The organism is Natrinema zhouii, assembly GCF_013456555.2.
Classification (GTDB): Archaea; Halobacteriota; Halobacteria; order Halobacteriales; family Natrialbaceae; genus Natrinema; species Natrinema zhouii.
The window spans coordinates 155,058-173,889 of the sequence record NZ_CP059154.1 but is presented as its reverse complement, the minus strand read 5'-3'; the positions used below and the strand labels follow the sequence as shown (position 1 = coordinate 173,889).

Sequence of the window (18,832 nt, the reverse complement as noted above, 5' to 3'; positions counted from 1 at the left end):
GTTCGCGGATAGCGGACGCGACAGCGGGTGTGACCGCTCGAGCAGCAGGAACCGCCGACCGATGAGTGATCGGAACGTTCAGTCGTCGGCCGACGCACGCGCTGTAACCGACTACCATACTTTAACTGGATGTGGCACGACCACACAGCGCACATGGCCGCCGAGGACAGCAGCGTCGACGCGACGGTCGAGGATCGAGAGCGACAGCAACCGCCGCTCGAGACGGAAGCGAGAGACGGAAGCGAGGCCCTCGCAGCCGACCTTCGGGCCGCTTGTGACGGTGACGTGCGATTCGACGAGTACACGCGCGTCCTCTACGCGACGGACGGCAGCATTTACGGCGCACAACCCGCGGGCGTCGTCTTTCCGCGGGACGCCGACGACGTTCGCACAGCCGTACGTGTCGCGGCCGATCACGGCGCGCCGGTGTTACCACGAGGGGCCGGCTCCTCGCTCGCCGGGCAGGCGGTCGGGCCGGGCTGCGTGATCCTCGATCTGTCCCGACACATGGACGACATCCAGAGTATCGATCCTGACGCGCAGACCGCCGTCGTCCAGCCGGGAGTGGTCCAGGACGATCTCGACGCCGCGCTCGAGCCGTACGGGCTCCGTTTCGCGCCGGATCCGGCCTCCTCGAACCGGGCGACGATCGGCGGCGGGATCGGGAACAACTCGACGGGGGCGCACTCGGTTCGCTACGGCATCACGGACGCCTACGTCGAGGAGTGCGAGGTCGTCCTCGCGGACGGCTCGCAGATCCGGACACGAGATATCGTTCTCGACAGTCCCGAGTGGGACCGGATCGTCTCGACGGACGACCGCGAGGCCGCGATCTATCGAACGGTTCGACGACTGGTCGAGGACAACGCCGAGGAGATCGAGGAGCGGTACCCGAAACTCAAGCGCAGCGTCAGCGGCTACAATCTGCAGAAGGTGATCCGGACGGACGCCGACGGAAATCGAGTCGTGAATCTCTCGAAACTGCTCGTCGGTGCCGAGGGATCCCTCGGCGTCGTCGTCGAGGCCACGCTCTCGCTCGTGACCCGACCCAACGAGACGGCGCTGGTCGTCTGCTGTTACGACGACCTGCTCGAGGCGCTGACCGCCGTTCCCGAGGCCCTCGCGCTCGAGGCCAGCGCGGTCGAGCTGATGGATCGGGAGGTGTTCCGGCTGGCCGCCGAGTCGGCGGAGTACGCCGAGTACGCCGAACCGATCCCCGAGGGGACCGAGGCGGCGCTGATGCTCGAGTTCGACTCCGAAGTCGTCGACGACCTGTCGGACGCGATCGCTACGGCCACGGACCATCTCGTCGGGGGCGGGAGCGCGTTCGGGTCGATAGAGGCGTTCACGCCGGCGAAACAGGAGAAGCTCTGGAAGCTCCGGAAGGCCGCGATTCCGCTGTTGATGAGCATGGAGGGCGATCCGAAACCGTACCCCTTCGTCGAGGACGCCTCCGTCCCGCCCGAGGAACTCGCCGAGTACGTCGCGGGCTTTCAGGAGATCCTCGAGAAACACGACACCACGGCCGCGTACTTCGCACACGCAGGGGTCGGTACGCTCCACATCCGGCCGGTCCTGAACCTCAAGGAGGGCGGCGATGTCGAGAAGATGCGTGCGATTGCCGACGACGTCACCGATCTCGTCTACGAGCACAACGGCTCCTTTTCCGGGGAGCACGGCGATGGCCTCGCGCGGACGGAGTTCAACCCCAAGCTGTACGGCCCCGAGCTCTGGGACGCGTTTCAGGACCTCAAATCGACCTTCGATCCGGACTGGCGGATGAACCCCGGCAAGGTCGTCTACCGCGAGGAGGAGCCGACGGATATCCGCGAACATCTGCGATACGGTCCGGACTACACCTCGCTCGAGCCGCGGACGACGCTGGATTTCGACGACGAGGGCGGCTTTTCGCACGTCGTCGAGCTCTGTAACGGCTGTGGCACCTGCCGGCAGACCGACGGTGACGTGATGTGCCCCACGTATCGGGCGACCGAGGAGGAAATCGCGACCACGCGCGGGCGAGCCAACCTGCTCCGGGCGGCCATCAGCGGCGAGATCGATCCCGAGGAACTGTACGGCGAGCGGTTCCAGGAGGAGGTGCTCGACCTCTGCATCGGCTGTAAGGGCTGTCAGAGCGACTGTCCGACGGGGGTCGACCTCGCGAAGCTCAAGGCCGAAGTCAAACACCAGTACCACGACCGCGAGGGGACGAGCCACCGGGAGCGGCTGTTCGCGGACATCGACCGGCTGGCGGCGCTGGGGAGCGCGTTCGCGCCGCTGGCGAACCGCGCCACGAAATTGCCGGGTGCGCGGACGGCCCTCGAGAAGACGGCCGGGATCGCGGCCGACCGGACGCTGCCGACGTTTCGGCGGGAGTCGCTGGTCGACTGGTTCGAGTCGCGAGGTTCCTTCGGAGCCTCGGAAACGCGAGCGGCAGCGCCGCGAGCGAAGCGAGGTCCTCGCGTCGATTCCGAGTCGGCCACTGCGGGCGTCGTCCTCTTCCCCGACACGGACACCAACTACTCCAATCCGGCGGTCGGGAAGGCCGCCGTCGAGGTGCTCGAGGCCGCGAACATCCGCGTCGCGATTCCCGATCTCGGGCCGACCGGGCGTGCGGCGTACTCCACGGGGATGCTCGACGTCGCCGCCGAAGAGGGAGCGGCGTTGCTCGAGGACCTCGAGCCCTATCTCGAGCGCGGCTGGTCGGTTCTGTTCGTCGAACCCTCCGACGCCGCGATGGTGGTCGACGAGTACCGCTCGCTGCTCGGGGACGACCGGGTCGATACGCTCGCAGCGAACGCCTTCGGCGTCTGCGAGTACCTCGATCGGAACCGGCTCGACGAGGAGCTATCGTTCGACCAGGGCGAGACCGCAGCGGCGCAGTTGACGTTTCACGGCCACTGCCACCAGAAAGCTCGCGGCGCGGACCACCACGCGGTCGGCGTCCTTCGACGCGCGGGCTACGCCGTCGATCCCGTCGACTCCGGCTGCTGCGGTATGGCCGGGAGTTTCGGCTACGAAGCCGAACACTACGACCTCTCGAAGGCGATCGGTTCGTTACTGCGGGACCAACTCGAGGAGAGCCGGAACCGCGGCTCCACGCGCGGTGGATCAGAGACGGGCGAACGTGACGGGACGACTGTCGTGGCACCCGGAACTTCCTGCCGGACGCAGATCGGCGACTTCGAGGGGTACGATCAGCCGGCACATCCCGTCGAGTTGCTCGCCCGCGGCCTCGAAACGGAATAGCGACTGCGATCGACTGGTTAGAAACACAACTGATTTGACCAGATGCGATCAGTTTCTCGGTAATGATCGGCGCTGCACTTCAGCGGTTTGCGATACTCGTGATGTTGTTAGGAGGGGTCCTCGAACTCAGTGCAGAGGGAGCTGGAGTAGGTCCTGATATTTGCGTTTCTCGTCGGCGTGATCGGCTTACTCCTCGAACTCTTTCCCCAGATGACCGATAGAGAGAGTTTCACTTCCGAGTAGCGCTCGTATCGGTCGTAGATCGCCTGCCCCGTGACGGTATCGCTATCCGCTATCGGACCGTCTCGAGCCCGAACTGCCGATCCACGGCCGAACGAACCCGCTCGAGCACTCTCGGATCGTCGCTGGGCCGACCGACGCTGACCGCGTCGGCACCGTACTCGACGTACTCGCGGACGGTCTCGTCGCCCCGGACGCCGTTGTTGGCGATCACGAACAGGTCGGTCGCGTCGACAACGTCGGCGATGACCGACTCGCTGTCCATCGCGTCGACGTGAACGAAGTCAGCCCCCGCGCGCTCGAGAGTTCGGGCCAGTGCCGGCAGGTCGACGCCGGGAACCTCGGCGCGGACCTTCGCGCCGACGGTCGCGCCGGTGTCGGCCGCTCGTTCGACGTATCCCGCGAGCCGGTCGCCGTCCCGCAGGAGCGTCTCGCCGCAGCCGACGGCGCAGAGTTCGTCCTGTCGGCAGTGGGCGTTGAGTTCGAGGAAGGCGTCACGATCCCGGCAGACGCGGGCAGCCTCCGCGATCGGTTCGACGGTCGCACTCCGGACGTTGAACGCCGGCTGGATCGGAACGTCGGCGAGCGCCTCGAGTTCGCGGTCGATGAACGCGAGCGGATCGGCCGGCAGGAACTCGTTCCGATCCCGTTCGACGAGGTCGCGTGCGGCCGCTCTCGAGTCGGCGTCGAGTGCGATTCCGCCGAGAAACGCTGCACCCGCGTAGTCAGCACCGGCTCGCGCCCAGTCGGCGTCGGCCTCGCCGCTGAGGCTCGCGAGCGCGAGCGGCGGCGCGAACGGGACGTGTCCGGTCATCTCAGCTCACGCGCTCGATCGCGTCGTCGACCGCACGAATCACTCGTGCGGCGTCCTCGCGGGAGTCGATTTCGATGTCCGTTCGAATCGTCGGCCGGTCGAAGTCCGCGTCGTCGCTCTCGTCGATCACGAAGGCGTCCGCGAACGGATAGGCGGTCGCGAGCCCGGCGGTGCTGGGCTCCGCATTGACGGCCGCCATGAGATCGCCCACGGGCCCCGAGAAGGCGTCGTCGCCGAGGAACGGTGAAACGGCGACCACCGTGGCCTGGGCGAGTGCGTCCGCCACGCCGGGCAGCGCGAGCATCGGCCCGATGCTGGTGACCGGATTCGACGGGCCGATGACGACGGTATCGGACAGCGCCTCGAGCACGCCCGGTGCGGGCTCGGCGTTCGAGGAGCCCCGGAACTCGACGGTATCGACGGTCGGCTCGCCGCGGTGGGCGACCCAGTACTCCTGAAAGTGCATGAGCCCCTCGTCCGTGTGAACCAGGCTGGCGACCGGATCGTCGCTCATCGGGAAGAGATCGATCGTGAGTCCGAACGCGCTCGCGAGCCGCTCGGTCGCCTCGCTCAACGTCTTCCCCTCGTCGAGCAGGCTCGTCCGCGTGATGTGGACGGCCCGGTCGCGGTCACCGATCGTCATGAACTCGGCGACCCCCGAAAACCGTCGCCAGTTCGCGAGTCGCCGGCCCGCGGTCTGTCGCTCCTCGGGGAGATACTGCGGGCCGTCGGGAAGCCCCGCGGCCGTCGCGATATCCAGCAGCGCCGAGTTGGTTCGATGCGTGTCGCCCTCGATTCCCCACCACGTCTCTCGGTCGAGGATCCCACCACCCTGAAACAGCAGCGTATCGACATCCGGCGAGACGAAGAGCCCGCCGAGCTCGATGTCGTCGCCCGTGTTGGCGACGACCGTGGTCTCCTCCGGCGAGAACGCGGCAGCTGCACCGTCCAACAGCTTCGGCGTTCCGGTGCCCCCGGAGAGGAAGGTTACCATACGCACAACTCTCGAGCGAGGCTACTTAATCGCTTTCGGCCGATTCGAGGGAACTCGAGACGGTGTGTCGAGTCCCGCGTGAGATGCGCGTGTCCGGCGCCTCGGAAAGTATACCGAGGGTCTCACGGTCCGTTATCCGGGAACATCGGCGTTTTCGGCCGCTTCGAGACTCGAGGTGTCTTTCGGGATATCGATGTGCCAGCGATCGACGCTCTCCTCGTACTCCGACAGGGTATCGCTGACCGCTGCTTTCAACTCGTCGTCGTTGATGTTGACTTCGAAGACGAACTCGTCACCGTCCTCGAGCCGGTTCGTTTGCCGGATGTTGGCACTGACGAGTTCGTTATCGAAGTGGTACGGTGCGAACTGGGTCATCACGTCCTGGTAGACCGAGTCCTCGATCGAGCGCAGCGTCTGCCGGCCGGTCGTATCGACGGCGCGCTTCGCGTGCCCGAGCGACTCCTGCATTCGGTCTATCGCTTCGGTCGACTCGTCGTCGCGGAGTTCGTCCGACGCCGCTTCTAACTTCTCGCCGGCGTTGTGAAGGTCCGCGCTCGCCGACGTCCCCGACCGCTCGCCGGCACCTTCGTCGACGCTCGCCTGCGCCGACGTCTTCGAACTCATCTCTTCGTCGAGTCGTTCGTGGGCCTTGAGACGCCACTTCTCCCACTCCTCGAAGGCGCGAGCGAAGTGGGCACCGGAGGCCTGATCGGGGTCGTGTACGCCGGCGTCCTTCATTGCTTCCGTGATCCGTTCGCCCAGTTCGACGACGTCCGTCCACGATCCACTGACCTCGAATCCTGAGACGCGTTCCTCCATGGATTCCATGGCTCGATCACCTGCGTTGAACGGCGATAGCTCTCAGGTATTCGTGACTCCGCCGGAGTATAGGCGGTCGATCGTCTTCAATAGTATGCGCTACATCGCGACCGGAGTCGGATCGAGACGGCGACATCGCAGACGCTCCGTTTGACCACACTCGGTCGTTAGTCGCCGATCCAGTCCGCGAAGCTCCCCTCGAGCAACGTTTCCGACTGCTGAGCCACGTACCGTTGTTGCATCCCCTCGATGGCGTCGGCGAGGTCGTCGCCATCCTCGAGCGCCGCCCGGACCTGCTCGCGCTTCCAACTGGCCGGCGTCACGCACTGTCGGACGCGCCGCCGGAGCGGGTAGAGGTACTTCGCGGCATCCTCCTCGGTCAGCCCGCGGTTGGTCAGGCCGTCCTCGGCGTGGGCCAGCAGGTCCTCGTAGAGCGCGAGCCGATCGGTCGTCTCCTTCCCGTCGTTGGTGATCCAGGTCAGTTCGGCCGAGAGCCCGTCGACCATCGCGTCGTAGAAGTTCTCGCGGGCGAGCTGCCAGTCGAGTTCGACGACGGGATGCTCGAGGCGGGTCAGGCTCTCCATCAGGCCGGCGAACGCGGCGAGGAAGGAGACCGAATCGCGGACCGTGGGCTGGGCGGGGATCGGTCGGAACTCGATGCGGGCGTTGGCGGCCGAGCGCGTCGGCCCGCCGAAGACCGGACGGACCCAGCGCCAGTAGGTCCCGTGTTTGCGGCTGAAGTGGGGGAACTGGTCGTCGAAGCGCTCGCCCGCCTCGACCGGCATGGGGACGATCGTATCGTCGGCCGCGATCCGATCGATCGCTTCGTCGACGGTTGTGAGGTCGCGTGGAAAGCGAACCTTCCCTTCTCCCGTGGTGGGATCGTTGAGCATGGTCTCGAAGATACTGATCCGGTGTTCCATCCAGCCATCCTGAAGGATTTCATCGGCGGTCGCGTCCTCGTCGTACAGATCGGGAGGGAAGAACGGGGAGTTGACGCCGAGTGCGAGCAGCGGTCCCGCGATCCGCAGCGCGTAGTTGAAGTAGGTCGGAAGGTCGGGGGCGTGGGCCACCTGATAGTGAGGCTGGATCGACGTGATGAGGCTCTCGGGCATGACGGTATCGTCCTGCAACGAGACGTGTGGCGCGTCGATACACATTCCAGCAGAGTCGGCCTGCTCGGTGTTGGCCATCGCGTGGTACCGGGCGGAGTCGCTCATGTTCGTCGCGATACGAATCGGACGATCGGTTCCGTCCGGTGTGACCGCCGTCCGCTCGACGCTGTCCGTGAGATAGGTTCCCGCCTCCTCGCCCTCGGGTGGGATCGTCCAAATTCCGTCGCTGACCAGTCGCATTCGCTCGGACTGGGTCACGTCGAGTGCCGTCCGGAGCCGGGACTTTACCTCCGACTCCTGCGCTGAGAGTCCGTGGGCGTTCAACGGCTGGGGACTCGTCGTCATCTCGGCGTTGTGCAGTCCGAGTTCCTTCTCGAAGCCGATTAGCTCGAGCAGTCGACGCGGAACTCGCCGCAGCGTACAGTCGTCGGCCTTGACCGCGTAGAACTCGTACTCGAGGCCGATGATCGCCTGCGGGTTGTCGAACACTCCCTCCTCGACGCCGTCTTTGATCACCTCGGCGTCCGCTTCGGCCTGCTCCCGGAAGTCGTCGGGATCGACCGTTAGGACGGCCGCGACCCGTTCGGCGAGTTCCTCCTCTGGCATACCTCGGGGTGCGCGCGCAAACGCCTTGAAAGCACGTTTCTCGTCACAACGGGTACCGTCTCCTGATAGGAGTTCCCCGTCGGCACCGATAGCGAACGTCCGAGGCGCGTTTTCGACGACATCGCCGTTCGGTCCTGCTATCATGCACCTGATGCAGGACGAACTCGACTCCTGCGTTCGGTATCGACATCGACCTGAAATCGTTAGATAACCAATGGGTATTTCCAGTAGTGTGCTTAATAGAGTCCGTCGATTGATGCTCACTGCCGTTTCACCATGAGAACCAGATTGATCGCAACGTTGACCGTCGTGCTCGCCGTTGGGATGATCGCCGGGTTCGTCGGTCCCGCGGCCGCACAGGAAGGAACCGAACAGACAACCAACCAGGACGCGAGCAACGCCGCCGAACAGGGGGCGGAGGTCCAGAACGGCTCGGCGATCCTGACTATCGATCAGGATGCGAGCAATCTCGCCGGACAGACCGCCAGTTCCGACGCTGATTCGCCCGTGATACAGACCGCCGATCAGGATGCCAGTAACACGGGTATCCAGACCGCGACCGTACTCGACGGTGGCAATAGCGAGCTGTCGATCTCTCAGGATGCAAGTAACACCGCCGAGCAGAGCGCATAGCCGGATCACAGTCGACCCAAGGCCGGTACCATTTTTCGGCACCTCGTCGATCAGCAGTCGGATCCGTGCTCGTCTCAGAACCGTTTTACTCGCCGCGACGATACACTCCGGCGATGGAGTTCGCCACGTTCGCCGACCGCGCCGGGACGATCGACGCCGAGCCTGCGGACCTCGAGATCGTGGCTCACGTTCGGGAACTGCTCGCCGAAGCGGGAGACGAGAGCGAGGAACGACGTTCTTCGGGCGCTGCGGGGGAACCGCAGACCCTCGAGATCGTCGCGCGCTTCGCACAGGGACGAGTGTTTCCGGCCTGGGACTCGACGACGCTCGATATCGGACCGAGCGCGTGTTACGAGGCGATCGCCCGCGCGGCGGGGACGAACGTGAGTAGCGACGACGTCGAGGACCGTCTCGCGGAGATCGGCGAGATCGGCGACGTGGCGGCGAGTTACGATTTCGGCGGCCAGCAGGGACTCGGTGCGTTCACCGGCGGGGGCGCTGACGATTCCGGCGGCGATAGTAGCGGTGGCCTCACCGTTCGCGAGGTCTACGACACCCTCGAGGAGCTCGCTGCTGCCGAGGGATCGGGCAGCCAGGATCGCAAGGTCGACCTGCTCTTCGGGCTGTTCAACCGCTGTTCGAGCGAGGAAGCGCGCTACCTCGCCCGAATCGTGCTCTCGGAGATGCGCATCGGCGTCGGCGAGGGGACGGTTCGGGACGCCATCGCGGCGGCCTTCAACGTTCCCGAGGATCGAGTCGAGCGCGCGCTGCAGGTCTCGAACGATTACGGGCAAGTCGCACGGATCGCGCGGGACGAGGGAGTCGACGGCCTCGACGCGCTGGACCTCGCGGTCGGCCGACCCGTTCAGGCGATGCTCGCGCAGGCGGGGACGGTAACGGAGGCGCTCGAGGAGTGGGAGGAGACCGGGGTCGAGTGGAAGTACGACGGGGCCAGAATACAACTGCACCACGATCCCGGTGATTCGGGGCCGGCGGGCGAGTCGGCGGCGGAGACGCGCGTCTTCTCGAGGAACATGGAAGACGTCACCGAGGCGCTTCCCGAAGTGGTCGAGTTCGCCGAGGAGACGCTCGAGGAGCCCGCGATCCTCGACGGCGAGGTCGTCGCGATCGACGAAGGCGGGAGCCCGCTACCGTTTCAGGAGGTGCTCAAGCGCTTCCGGCGGAAACACGACGTCGCGAAGGCCCGCGAGGACGTCTCGGTGCGGCCGGTCTTCTTCGACTGTCTGCACGCCGACGGGGAGGACTTGCTCGCAGACCCGCTGACGGTTCGACACGATCGGCTCCGGTCGGTGTTGGTGGGCGCCGATTCCGACCCCGAATCCGCAGACGACGAGGATATCGAGGGACTCTCGCTACTCTGGCGCACCGACGATCCCGACGAGATCGAGTCGATCGACGCCGACGCCCTCGAGGCCGGCCACGAGGGGATCATGCTCAAAGATCCCGACTCCGCGTACTCGCCGGGCCGGCGCGGCAAGCACTGGCGCAAACGCAAACCGGACGTGGAGACGCTGGACTGCGTAGTGACCGGCGCGGAATGGGGAGAGGGTCGGCGCGCGACCTTCCTCGGGACCTTCGAACTCTCGGTACGAGCGGGAGATACCCTCGAGACGGTCGGCAAGGTCGCGACCGGGATCACCGACGAGAAACTCGCGGAGCTGACGGAGCTGCTCGAGCCCCACATCGCGGCCGAAGAGGGTCAGGAAGTCGACCTCGAGCCAGCGGTCGTCTTCGAAGTCGGTTACGAGGAGATCCAGTCCTCGCCGACCTACTCGTCGGGGTACGCGCTGCGGTTCCCGCGGTTTCAGGGCGTGCGTCACGACAAGGATCCGGACGACGCGGACTCGCTCGAACGACTGGAGCGACTACGTGGTCACTGAACGACGGGGGACGAGTCGCTCGATTCGTTCCCCGAATCGAGCATCGAACTCGTCTCGAGTATCATTCACACGAACTACCGCTATATTCGTTTCATTATCAAAATAATTAAGGATGTTTGCATGGGGATCGGTTATACCATGGCCAGTAAACCGGATACGCAAACGGTTATCGTAACGGGCTCGACGAGAGGATTAGGACGGAGTATCGCGGAGCGGTTCGTGGAAAACGGCGATAACGTCGTTATTTGTTCGCGATCGCTCGACGACTGTGAACAGGTCGTCGACGAATTCGAAGGGAAAGCGGGCACCGCTCACGCAGTCGAAGTCGACGTGAGCGAGAAATCGTCCGTCGAAAACTTGATCGATGAAACCGTCGACCGGTTCGGTCGTCTCGACGTTCTGGTAAACAACGCGGGTATTAACATCCGCGGTCCTGCAGAGGAGCTGACACCCGAGGACTGGCAGCAGGTCATCGATGTGAACTTGACGGGACCCTTCTTCTGTGCGCAGGCGGCCGGAGCCCGGATGATCGAACAGGGCGACGGCGGTGAGATCGTTAACATCTCGAGTATGATGGGGAGTATGGGCCAACAGGATCGAACGCCGTATAATACGACGAAGGGAGGCGTCAACAATCTCACCCGGTGTCTCGCCGTCGAGTGGGCGGAGCACGATATTCACGTGAACGCGCTCGCACCGGGGTACATCATGACGGAGATGGTCGAACAGGCACAAGACGAGACGGGGTTCGACGAACAGGACATCAGGGATCGGACACCGCTCGATCGGTTTGGAACGCCGGACGAAGTCGCGAACTGCGTCGAGTTCCTCGCTTCGGGAGACAACTTCGTCACCGGCGAAGTGCTCACTGCCGATGGCGGCTGGACGGCGTTCGGTTGGGGTTGTAAAGATAACTGATCGGCACTCGAGCCAGCGGTCGTCTTCGAGGTCGGCTACGAGGAGATCCAGTCCTCGCCGACGTACTCGTCGGGGTACGCGCTGCGATTCCCGCGGTTCGTCGGAGTTCGGTCCGACAAGGACCCGGATGATGCGGATTCGCTCGAGCGCCTCGAGCGGTTGCAGCCACAGTAATCGCGGCTCGCCGAGCCTACCTGTCGGTGATAATTAAATATAAAATAATATATTAGAGAGGACAATTATTACTGTGTATGTCCTCCGTGTTCGACAGTCCAGCGATCCGCTACGGTATGGGCCTCAGCAGTGCCGCGATACTGACGGTCGTTGCCTTCGCCTTCCTCGACGGAACGATGCGATGGCTCGTGCTCGGTCTCGCAGTGCTCGAGATTACGGTCGTCCCGCAAATACTGAAACGGGCGGGCTAACGCGGCCGCGAATCGACGCGACCGGGTGAGAGAATCGTCCTCGGACGGGAGCAGGCACGGTAGTTTGTGGACAGTCAACGAGAGCGACTGACCACATGTAAGCACCCTTAAGAGCCACGGGAAACAGGATTCGCGTATGCAACCGCGCGACCTGTCCGATCACGTCGCATACGAGGCGGGTCGAGGCATCGAGGAGGTCGCCCGCGAACTCGGGCGCGACCCCTCGGAGTTCGTCAAACTCGCCTCGAACGAGAACCCGCACGGCCCTTCGCCGGCCGCCGCCGTGGCCATCCGCGAGACGGCCTCGAGCGTGAGTTCCTACCCGAAGGCCGCCCACGCCGACCTCACGAGCGCCGTCGCCGACCGCTGGGACGTCACCGACGAGCAAGTCTGGCTGGCCAACGGCGGGGACGGGGCGATCGATTACCTCCACCGGGCCGTCATCGAACCCGGTGACACCGTCCTCGTCCCCTCGCCCGGCTTCGCCTACTACGGAATGAGTTCCCGGTACCACCACGGCGACGTCCGCGAGTACGAACTCTCGAAGGACGACGACTTCGCCCAGAACGCCGAGACCGTTCTCGAGGCCTACAACGGCGATCGATTGGTCTTCGTCACCAGCCCACACAACCCAACCGGCTCGACGATGCCGCTCGCAGAAGTCGAGCGCCTCGCCGACGAAACCGACGACGAGACGCTGGTCGTGGTCGACGAGGCCTACGGCGAGTTCGCCGACCGAGACAGCGCCATCGCCCTGCTCGAGGGCCGCGACGGGTTCGACGCCCGCGACGACGTCGCCGTCCTGCGGACCTTCTCGAAGGCCTACGGGCTGGCCGGCGTCCGACTCGGCTACGCCGTCGTCCCCGACGAGTGGGCCGACGCCTACGCCCGCGTGAACACCCCCTTCGCGGCGAGCGAGCTCGCCTGCCGGGCGGGTCTCGCTGCTATCGACGACGAGGAACACGTCGAACGCACCGTCGAGACGGCGCGCGACGCTCGCGCATACATGCGAGAGCAGATCGATTCTCACGTCTGGGAGAGCGAGGGCAACTTCGCCCTCGTCGACGTCGGCGATGCCGCGGCCGTCGCCGAGGAGATGCAAGAACGCGGCATCATCGTCCGCGACTGCTCGAGTTTCGGCCTCCCAGGCTGTATCCGCATCACCTGCGGTACCGAGGAGGAGACCGAACAGGCTGTCGCAACACTCAACGACGTCCTCGACGATCTCGGACTCGAGACGGACGAGGCCGACGACCCGGATGCGGAGGTGGCCGATCAATGAGAGTCGCCGTCACCGGCACTCCCGGAACCGGGAAGACGACCGCGACCGAGTTGCTCGAGTCCCGGCTGGCCGATTCCGATGACGCAACGGACGACGAGTTGACGCCCGACCTCGAGGTAATCCACCTCAACCGAGTCCTCGAGGACGAGGAACTCTACACCGAGGTCGACGCCGACCGCGAGAGCAAGGTCGCCGACCTCGAGGCGCTGAGCGAGTGGCTCGAGGGCCGCGACGACATCGTGATCGAATCGCATCTCGCCCATCACTTCGACGTCGATCGGGTGGCCGTCCTGCGGTGTCGCCCCGACACGCTCGAGGACCGATTACTCGAGCGTGGCGAGACAGATGCCAAGGCGGCGGAGAACGCGGAGAGCGAGGCCCTGGACGTCATTCTATCCGAAGCGGTCGAGGAACACGGCCTCGAGTCGGTCTACGAGATCGAGACGACCGAGCGCGAGCCCGCCGGCGTCGCGGACGAACTCGTCGCGGTCGTGACGGACGAGCGCGAACCGAGTGCTGGCGAGGTCGACTACATGGGGTATCTCACATGACGCTCGATAAGTTCCGCCCGTACGTGTCGCGGTTCCTCGATCCGTTCGTCAAGGGCTTCGATCGCATCGGAATGACGCCCGATGGCGTGAGCGTGGTCGCGTTCGGGATGGCGATCCTGGCCGCGGTGGCGTTCGCGCTCGGCGGACTCGAGGACCCGATCTGGTACGCCGTCGCGGCGACGCTGGTCTTTCTGAACGGCTGGCTCGACATCATCGACGGTGCGCTCGCACGCGAACAGGAGGTCGCCTCGGCCGGCGGCGACCTGCTGGATCACGTCCTCGACCGGTACGCAGACATCGTCGTCATCGCCGGACTGGCCGCGGGACTCGAGGATTACCTGCTGGGCTTTGCCGCAGTGACCGGCGTCGTGATGACCTCCTATCTCGGAACGCAGGCACAGGCCGTCGGCCTCGACCGGGTCTACGGCGGGCTCGTCGGTCGGGCCGACCGGCTGGCGATCATCGGCATCGCCGGCTTCCTGGCCTACCCGCTCTCGGGGCCGATCGTCGGCGATTTCACCCTCGTTGGCTTACTGCTCGTCTTCCTCGCGGTCGTCGGCCATCTGACCGCGCTGCAGCGCTTTTACTACTCGTGGGCCGCACTCGAGTAATCGGCGTTTTCACCCGCTAACTGGGCCGTTTTACGGGACGGAACCGCGCCGCATCCTTTATCCCTCATCGGAATATAGAGACGGACATGGTTCAGTGCGAGATGTGTGGGGCCGAGACGTCGTCCCCGAAAACCATCAAAGTCGAGGGCGCGAAGCTAGACGTGTGTTCGGACTGCACGGACTTCGGCACTGAAGTCAAAGATACCTCGAGTTCGAGCGCGTCGACCAAGTACTCGACCGGCTCGGGTTCGTCCTCGTCGAGTGGGGGTGGCCAGTCCACCGGTTCGAGCGCGAGTTCCTCGAGTTCGGGCGGCTCGAGTCAGCGCCGGTCGGACATGTTCGACGACATGGACGAACTCGCGACCGATTACGACGAGCGCGTGCGTAACGCTCGCGAGGACAAGGGGCTGAGTCAGTCCGATCTCGCGAACGAACTCAACGAGAAGGCCAGTCTGGTCCGCAAGATCGAGCGCGGCGACACCCTGCCGAGCGATCAGGTACAGACCAAACTCGAGGACTTCCTCGAGATCAATCTGAACGCCGAGGGAAGCTCCAGCGAGGACTCGGAGTGGTCCGGCGGCTCCTCGACGGGAAGTTACACGCTGGGCGACGTCGTCAAGCGCAAGGACTGAGACGGTCCGCTGTACCTGTGTACCGGCGCACCCGCTGGCGGGTCACGAGTGCGCCGGAACTGACGGACAGGAGTTCGTATGAGACGGACCGCCGGCACCCGTCCTCGATCGCATCGCCGACTCGCAAGCTATTTCTTTCGTGCGGGTGGGGTTGCCGATATGTTCGTCCTCGTTAACCTGAAGACCTATCCGTGCGATCCGATCGCCGTCGCGGAAGCCGTCCGTGACGTCAACGAAACGACTGACGCGCGTCTGGCAATCGCGCCGCAGGCGGCTCATCTCGAGCGAGTCGCCGAGACGGGTGCGGAGACGTGGGCCCAGCACGTCGACCCGATCGAACACGGGAGCAACACCGGCCATACCCTCGCCGAGAGCGTCGCCGACGCGGGCGCGGTCGGTACCCTGCTCAATCACTCCGAGCGACGGTCGAAGCTGGCGGACATCGACGGTGCCGTCCGAGCGGCCGAGCGAGCGAACCTCGAGACGGTCGTCTGTGCGAACAATCCGGCCCAGATCGGCGCTGCGGCGGCGCTGGGGCCGGACGCCGTCGCCGTCGAGCCGCCGGCACTCATCGGAACCGGCACACCGGTCAGTCAGGCCGATCCCGACGTGGTCGAAGACGCCGTCGAGGCCGCCGCGAACGTCGACTCTGACGTCTCCGTCCTCTGTGGGGCGGGCATCAGTACGGGCGACGACGTCGTTGCGGCGGGCGATCTCGGTGCCGAGGGCGTCCTCCTCGCCAGCGGCGTCGCGAAGGCCGACGACCCGAAAGCGGCCCTCGAAGATCTCGTCGCGCCGCTCTGAATCGGGGTACGAGTTGCAGATAGAGCAACGGGCGCACGTCGCCGACCGACTTTTCTCCCTCTCCGTCGAAGGAAGGGGTATGATCGACGACGGAACCGACGCCGAACGTGATCCGGCAGCGGGGGAGCGACCTGTATCCGTGGCGCTCGAGAATCGGCTGATGAGCCACGGCATTTACGTAACGTCGTTCGAGTGGATGGACGAGCACGAATCGCCCGCGGACGACGGCGCCGGAATCGAACTCGAGTACGAAGCCGTCGCCCAGGCACCCGGCGTCACGAGAGACGAAGTCGGCGCGGTGTTGCGGGCGCTGCTGACGATCGGTGACGAACGGGAGTGGACGCCGGGACGCCTCGAGGTGACGTCGCTGACGACCGATGGGGACATCCGCGGCTGGTGGTACGCCGAACGCGAGTGGTTCGAGCGCCTCGGTTCGGATCTTTCGCAACTCGAGTTTTCCCAGCGCGTTCTAAATACCGTAAGAAATCACCAGGTGCAATAGAACCGCAGTTAAATACTACCCAGGGGTAGATTAATAACGGTTGACACACCTCCTTATCGTAGACGATTCCATGACCGAAGAACAGGTGTACGTTTCCCACGCGCCCGGTGATCTCGAACTCGTTCAGGACCTGTTCACGACGGTCAAGAACTTCCCCTTCGGCGTCCATCTCGCGCTCGAAGAAATCGAGTCCGGCCGATCGCGAACGCGACTCGAGGGGCGACTCGCCAACAGCGATGTCGTCGTCGCGGTGCTGACGGAGGACGCGGTCAATAACACGTGGATCGATCAAGAGATCGGCTATGCGGTAGCCAAAGGAATCCCCATCGTCCCGCTTCGCGACGAGGGAGTCAGCCGCCGCGGATACATCGGCGACGTCGAGGGGGTGACGATCGATCGGACGGACCTCTCGGTGACGATTTTCAACCTGCTCTCCCGGCTCCGGAGCGAGCTCGCGCCGCTGGGAGCGCTCTCCGTCCCGAACTGGTACATCCGCTTTCCCTGCACGATCCCCGACTGCGGCCATCCAGTCACGCTCGAACTCGAGCAGGGACAGACGAAGCTCTGGAAACTCCACTCCCACGGAAAACATCTGACGACGTCGTGTGCAGACTGTGAATCGACGTACTACTTCAACCCGGCGACGATCGGCTTCATGGGCCGCGAGGACGGGATCGAACGTCAATCGCCGTCCCGGAGCCGCTCGTAAGCGTCCGTAACGAGCTGGAACGCGGACATACTACCGCTTGATCGGTCGGGATGGGCGCGTTTGACCTGACTGTGATACGCTTCGCGGAGCGTGTCGTCAGTCGCATCGGCGTCGACGCCGAGCACCTCGCGAGCCCTAGTCTTTCGCATTTCCACAGCCGCGACGATACCGCGCTCCTCAGCATCGGCCTTGCACTCGGCACACAGCCGTTCGGTACGCTCGTCGATCGTCGTGACGAGAAAGCGTTCCTCGGAGCCCCGCTCGCGACACTGGCTACAGCGGCGGTGATCCAGGTCCGTCCCCGCATCGGCGGTGTGGCCGGAGTCGGGTACCGAGGCGTCGGAAGTTGACGTGTCGTCAGGATCGGACGATGCGTCACTGTCACGACTCGGCGCTTCACTGGCACACGACGGACAACAGGTCAGCACGGTTCCGTCGTCGAGCACCACGTCCTCGAGTTCGGCGACGAGGATGGTGTCAGTACAGCCGTCACACGTGTCACGACGTTGATCGAGCGAACCGCCTTTTTCGGCGATCGCTCTGGCGTGTGGCTCACAGTTCGGACAGCAGACGACCTGGTTGCCGTCCGGCATCGTCACTGTCGTTAGCTCCTCGAGTGCAACCGTTCGACCACAGCCGTCACAGCCGGGCTGATCGTCGCCGACGACAGCCATCACGACATCGGTTCGGGTTCGTCCTATATTAGTTCTTCTGCTGACAGTCACGATAGGTATCCATTTCGCGGCATCGTCCGATCGGGAACTACTGTAACCGTCCGATGTAGCTATTACTTACTCGGAGAGGTGGAATCGCCTCGCTCAGTGACCGACCCTGAACGGTACCGATAACAAAGTGCCCGACCATCGAGCGATGAATCGTGCGAGGCACCCCTCGCACGGAGACGCTCCGTCCGTTGGACGGTGCTCGGCGACTCACTGTCGCCGAGTTCCTCCTCTCCTGTCAGGTCCGTTCTCGTCGATCCGAATCGGGAAACCAATATAATCTCGCTGTCGAATACCGGATATGGACACGGCAGTTCAGACCGGCTCTCGAGACGGTTCGGTCGACCGCGAACGAGTCGTTACGGGCGTCGTCGACCTCGTGATCGTCGTCGCCCTGGTTCTCCTCGGGAACGTCGAACACGGCGGCAATCCGATCGCCGAACCGCTCGCATCGCTCGAGACCGTCGTCCCGTTCGTGATCGGCTGGGTCGGCGTCGCACTGCTCGCAGGCGTGTACACGCGCAATCGGTTCGCCGGAACTGATGACTTCCGTCTAACGGCCGTCACGTGGATCGCGGCGGCGAACGTCGGCCTCATGCTTCGTGGATCGCCACTATTTGAGGGCGGCACCACCTGGCCGTTTCCGGTCGTCATCACCGGAACCGTTCTGGTCGCCCTGCTCGGGTGGCGACTCGGATACGCGCTGTACCTATCACGGTCGAGGTAAGTCACGTCGTTCGTGACCGGCTCCGTTCTTGCAGGCCGATACCGAACGTCAGACAGCACGAATGGATTTTGGGTTACTCCTACAAACACGTTTCTAGCCCCTATAGACCTATCTTAGACTTCCTCATTTTTTATCAGTATCACAATATCTTCGAACGTGGGGGAGTTCGTCGTCATTTAATAACCTATCCATAAGTTATGAAAATCTGATTCTGAGGATATCGATTGGGGATGGGTCCACCACGAGCCGATTATGGGAAACACTTATATGGTTATTCCACATACTATAGGATACATTATGACTGGATATTACGACATTGTTCTCGGCCTCATCCCAGTCGCACTGCTCGGCATCACCGCAGCCCTGACCTTCGTTGGCATTTCGTTGACTGCGGCGGTACCGGTCGGTTCGCTGGTCGCGATGACGATCATCGGGCACGCGATGTTCGTCAATACGCCGGCCGATGTCGCCGACGAGCCCCGGTCTCGGTCTGCGCGACCCCCGCACGCGGACTAACACCGTTCGTTCTTCTCTGCTTTGCTTCCCGTTTTCGCTCTGCTCTCCGTTCCATATCCGCT

At 64.2% G+C, this 18,832-nt stretch carries 19 protein-coding genes and 1 pseudogene; 15 read left to right on the top strand and 5 right to left on the bottom strand.

Annotated features, from left to right (window positions below):
- Positions 1-153: 153 nt before the first annotated feature.
- Positions 154-3,249: an FAD-binding and (Fe-S)-binding domain-containing protein gene (locus HYG81_RS19605; RefSeq protein WP_180841397.1), complete on the top strand. Its 3,096-nt coding sequence runs from the start codon at positions 154-156 to the stop codon at positions 3,247-3,249.
- A 292-nt stretch (positions 3,250-3,541) separates the two neighbouring features.
- Here HYG81_RS19605 and HYG81_RS19600 read toward each other — a convergent pair whose 3' ends face one another.
- The 4 genes from HYG81_RS19600 to HYG81_RS19585 all read right to left on the bottom strand — a co-directional run bounded on the left by HYG81_RS19600 (position 3,542) and on the right by HYG81_RS19585 (position 7,837).
- Positions 3,542-4,303 (bottom strand): tRNA-dihydrouridine synthase, encoded by a 762-nt coding sequence (locus HYG81_RS19600; protein ID WP_180841396.1) that lies wholly within the window; start codon positions 4,301-4,303, stop codon positions 3,542-3,544.
- A 1-nt stretch (position 4,304) separates the two neighbouring features.
- A complete protein-coding gene (gene cofD, locus HYG81_RS19595) occupies positions 4,305-5,297 on the bottom strand; it encodes a 2-phospho-L-lactate transferase (RefSeq protein WP_180841395.1) in 993 nt (330 codons plus the stop codon).
- 132 nt (positions 5,298-5,429) lie between these two features.
- Positions 5,430-6,116, bottom strand: a complete 687-nt coding sequence (locus HYG81_RS19590; RefSeq protein ID WP_180842936.1) for a DUF5828 family protein — start codon at positions 6,114-6,116, stop codon at positions 5,430-5,432.
- Between the two features lie 167 nt (positions 6,117-6,283).
- Positions 6,284-7,837, bottom strand: coding sequence for a glutamate-cysteine ligase family protein (locus tag HYG81_RS19585; RefSeq protein WP_180841394.1), 1,554 nt, complete (start codon positions 7,835-7,837; stop codon positions 6,284-6,286).
- Between the two features lie 276 nt (positions 7,838-8,113).
- Here HYG81_RS19585 and HYG81_RS19580 point away from each other — a divergent pair, with 276 nt between their 5' ends.
- The 12 genes and pseudogenes from HYG81_RS19580 (at position 8,114) to HYG81_RS19525 (ending at position 16,805) form a co-directional block, all read left to right on the top strand.
- Positions 8,114-8,470: a hypothetical protein gene (locus tag HYG81_RS19580; RefSeq protein ID WP_180841393.1), complete on the top strand. Its 357-nt coding sequence runs from the start codon at positions 8,114-8,116 to the stop codon at positions 8,468-8,470.
- A gap of 113 nt (positions 8,471-8,583) precedes the next feature.
- A complete protein-coding gene (gene ligA, locus HYG81_RS19575; protein ID WP_180841392.1) occupies positions 8,584-10,371 on the top strand; it encodes an ATP-dependent DNA ligase LigA in 1,788 nt (595 codons plus the stop codon).
- A 138-nt stretch (positions 10,372-10,509) separates the two neighbouring features.
- On the top strand, positions 10,510-11,289 hold the full coding sequence (locus tag HYG81_RS19570; protein WP_180841391.1) for an SDR family NAD(P)-dependent oxidoreductase: 780 nt from the start codon (positions 10,510-10,512) through the stop codon (positions 11,287-11,289).
- Positions 11,290-11,295: 6 nt separating this feature from the next.
- Positions 11,296-11,463: pseudogene (locus tag HYG81_RS19565) on the top strand (ATP dependent DNA ligase); the annotation flags it as partial.
- 77 nt (positions 11,464-11,540) lie between these two features.
- Positions 11,541-11,714: a hypothetical protein gene (locus tag HYG81_RS19560; RefSeq protein WP_180841390.1), complete on the top strand. Its 174-nt coding sequence runs from the start codon at positions 11,541-11,543 to the stop codon at positions 11,712-11,714.
- Between the two features lie 136 nt (positions 11,715-11,850).
- Entirely contained in the window at positions 11,851-12,996 is a 1,146-nt protein-coding gene (gene hisC / locus HYG81_RS19555) for a histidinol-phosphate transaminase (RefSeq protein ID WP_180841389.1), read from the top strand.
- Entirely contained in the window at positions 12,993-13,547 is a 555-nt protein-coding gene (locus tag HYG81_RS19550; RefSeq protein WP_180841388.1) for an adenylate kinase family protein, read from the top strand. The genes hisC and HYG81_RS19550 overlap by 4 nt, the downstream gene beginning before the upstream one ends.
- Positions 13,544-14,158 carry a CDP-alcohol phosphatidyltransferase family protein gene (locus HYG81_RS19545; RefSeq protein ID WP_180841387.1) on the top strand — a complete coding sequence of 205 codons (615 nt, stop codon included), beginning with the start codon at positions 13,544-13,546 and terminating at the stop codon, positions 14,156-14,158. The genes HYG81_RS19550 and HYG81_RS19545 overlap by 4 nt, the downstream gene beginning before the upstream one ends.
- 86 nt (positions 14,159-14,244) lie before the next feature.
- The gene (locus HYG81_RS19540) at positions 14,245-14,790 is read left to right on the top strand and encodes a multiprotein bridging factor aMBF1 (RefSeq protein ID WP_180841386.1); all 546 of its coding nucleotides are present in this window, start codon (positions 14,245-14,247) and stop codon (positions 14,788-14,790) included.
- 159 nt (positions 14,791-14,949) lie between these two features.
- Positions 14,950-15,594 (top strand): triose-phosphate isomerase, encoded by a 645-nt coding sequence (tpiA, locus tag HYG81_RS19535; protein WP_180841385.1) that lies wholly within the window; start codon positions 14,950-14,952, stop codon positions 15,592-15,594.
- 79 nt (positions 15,595-15,673) lie between these two features.
- A complete protein-coding gene (locus tag HYG81_RS19530) occupies positions 15,674-16,096 on the top strand; it encodes a DUF8159 domain-containing protein (protein ID WP_180841384.1) in 423 nt (140 codons plus the stop codon).
- Positions 16,097-16,166: 70 nt separating this feature from the next.
- Positions 16,167-16,805 carry a toll/interleukin-1 receptor domain-containing protein gene (locus HYG81_RS19525; RefSeq protein WP_180841383.1) on the top strand — a complete coding sequence of 213 codons (639 nt, stop codon included), beginning with the start codon at positions 16,167-16,169 and terminating at the stop codon, positions 16,803-16,805.
- On the opposite strand, the gene HYG81_RS19520 is transcribed toward HYG81_RS19525, so the two are convergent.
- Entirely contained in the window at positions 16,778-17,479 is a 702-nt protein-coding gene (locus tag HYG81_RS19520; protein WP_180841382.1) for a J domain-containing protein, read from the bottom strand. The genes HYG81_RS19525 and HYG81_RS19520 overlap by 28 nt on opposite strands.
- A 349-nt stretch (positions 17,480-17,828) precedes the next feature.
- Here HYG81_RS19520 and HYG81_RS19515 point away from each other — a divergent pair, with 349 nt between their 5' ends.
- Both HYG81_RS19515 and HYG81_RS19510 read left to right on the top strand, forming a co-directional pair.
- Positions 17,829-18,254, top strand: coding sequence for a DUF3054 domain-containing protein (locus HYG81_RS19515; RefSeq protein WP_180841381.1), 426 nt, complete (start codon positions 17,829-17,831; stop codon positions 18,252-18,254).
- Between the two features lie 297 nt (positions 18,255-18,551).
- Positions 18,552-18,770, top strand: a complete 219-nt coding sequence (locus HYG81_RS19510; RefSeq protein WP_180841380.1) for a DUF8015 family protein — start codon at positions 18,552-18,554, stop codon at positions 18,768-18,770.
- Positions 18,771-18,832 lie beyond the last annotated feature (62 nt).

Excerpts from the sequence above, each read along its gene's own strand:
- HYG81_RS19605 (WP_180841397.1), top strand. The coding sequence starts at position 154 with ATGGCCGCCGAGGACAGCAGCGTCGACGCGACGGTCGAGGATCGAGAG.
- HYG81_RS19600 (WP_180841396.1), bottom strand. The coding sequence starts at position 4,303 with ATGACCGGACACGTCCCGTTCGCGCCGCCGCTCGCGCTCGCGAGCCTC.
- cofD (WP_180841395.1), bottom strand. The coding sequence starts at position 5,297 with ATGGTAACCTTCCTCTCCGGGGGCACCGGAACGCCGAAGCTGTTGGAC.
- HYG81_RS19590 (WP_180842936.1), bottom strand. The coding sequence starts at position 6,116 with ATGGAGGAACGCGTCTCAGGATTCGAGGTCAGTGGATCGTGGACGGAC.
- HYG81_RS19585 (WP_180841394.1), bottom strand. The coding sequence starts at position 7,837 with ATGCCAGAGGAGGAACTCGCCGAACGGGTCGCGGCCGTCCTAACGGTC.
- HYG81_RS19580 (WP_180841393.1), top strand. The coding sequence starts at position 8,114 with ATGAGAACCAGATTGATCGCAACGTTGACCGTCGTGCTCGCCGTTGGG.
- ligA (WP_180841392.1), top strand. The coding sequence starts at position 8,584 with ATGGAGTTCGCCACGTTCGCCGACCGCGCCGGGACGATCGACGCCGAG.
- HYG81_RS19570 (WP_180841391.1), top strand. The coding sequence starts at position 10,510 with ATGGCCAGTAAACCGGATACGCAAACGGTTATCGTAACGGGCTCGACG.
- HYG81_RS19560 (WP_180841390.1), top strand. The coding sequence starts at position 11,541 with ATGTCCTCCGTGTTCGACAGTCCAGCGATCCGCTACGGTATGGGCCTC.
- hisC (WP_180841389.1), top strand. The coding sequence starts at position 11,851 with ATGCAACCGCGCGACCTGTCCGATCACGTCGCATACGAGGCGGGTCGA.
- HYG81_RS19550 (WP_180841388.1), top strand. The coding sequence starts at position 12,993 with ATGAGAGTCGCCGTCACCGGCACTCCCGGAACCGGGAAGACGACCGCG.
- HYG81_RS19545 (WP_180841387.1), top strand. The coding sequence starts at position 13,544 with ATGACGCTCGATAAGTTCCGCCCGTACGTGTCGCGGTTCCTCGATCCG.
- HYG81_RS19540 (WP_180841386.1), top strand. The coding sequence starts at position 14,245 with ATGGTTCAGTGCGAGATGTGTGGGGCCGAGACGTCGTCCCCGAAAACC.
- tpiA (WP_180841385.1), top strand. The coding sequence starts at position 14,950 with ATGTTCGTCCTCGTTAACCTGAAGACCTATCCGTGCGATCCGATCGCC.
- HYG81_RS19530 (WP_180841384.1), top strand. The coding sequence starts at position 15,674 with ATGATCGACGACGGAACCGACGCCGAACGTGATCCGGCAGCGGGGGAG.
- HYG81_RS19525 (WP_180841383.1), top strand. The coding sequence starts at position 16,167 with ATGACCGAAGAACAGGTGTACGTTTCCCACGCGCCCGGTGATCTCGAA.
- HYG81_RS19520 (WP_180841382.1), bottom strand. The coding sequence starts at position 17,479 with ATGGCTGTCGTCGGCGACGATCAGCCCGGCTGTGACGGCTGTGGTCGA.
- HYG81_RS19515 (WP_180841381.1), top strand. The coding sequence starts at position 17,829 with ATGGACACGGCAGTTCAGACCGGCTCTCGAGACGGTTCGGTCGACCGC.
- HYG81_RS19510 (WP_180841380.1), top strand. The coding sequence starts at position 18,552 with ATGACTGGATATTACGACATTGTTCTCGGCCTCATCCCAGTCGCACTG.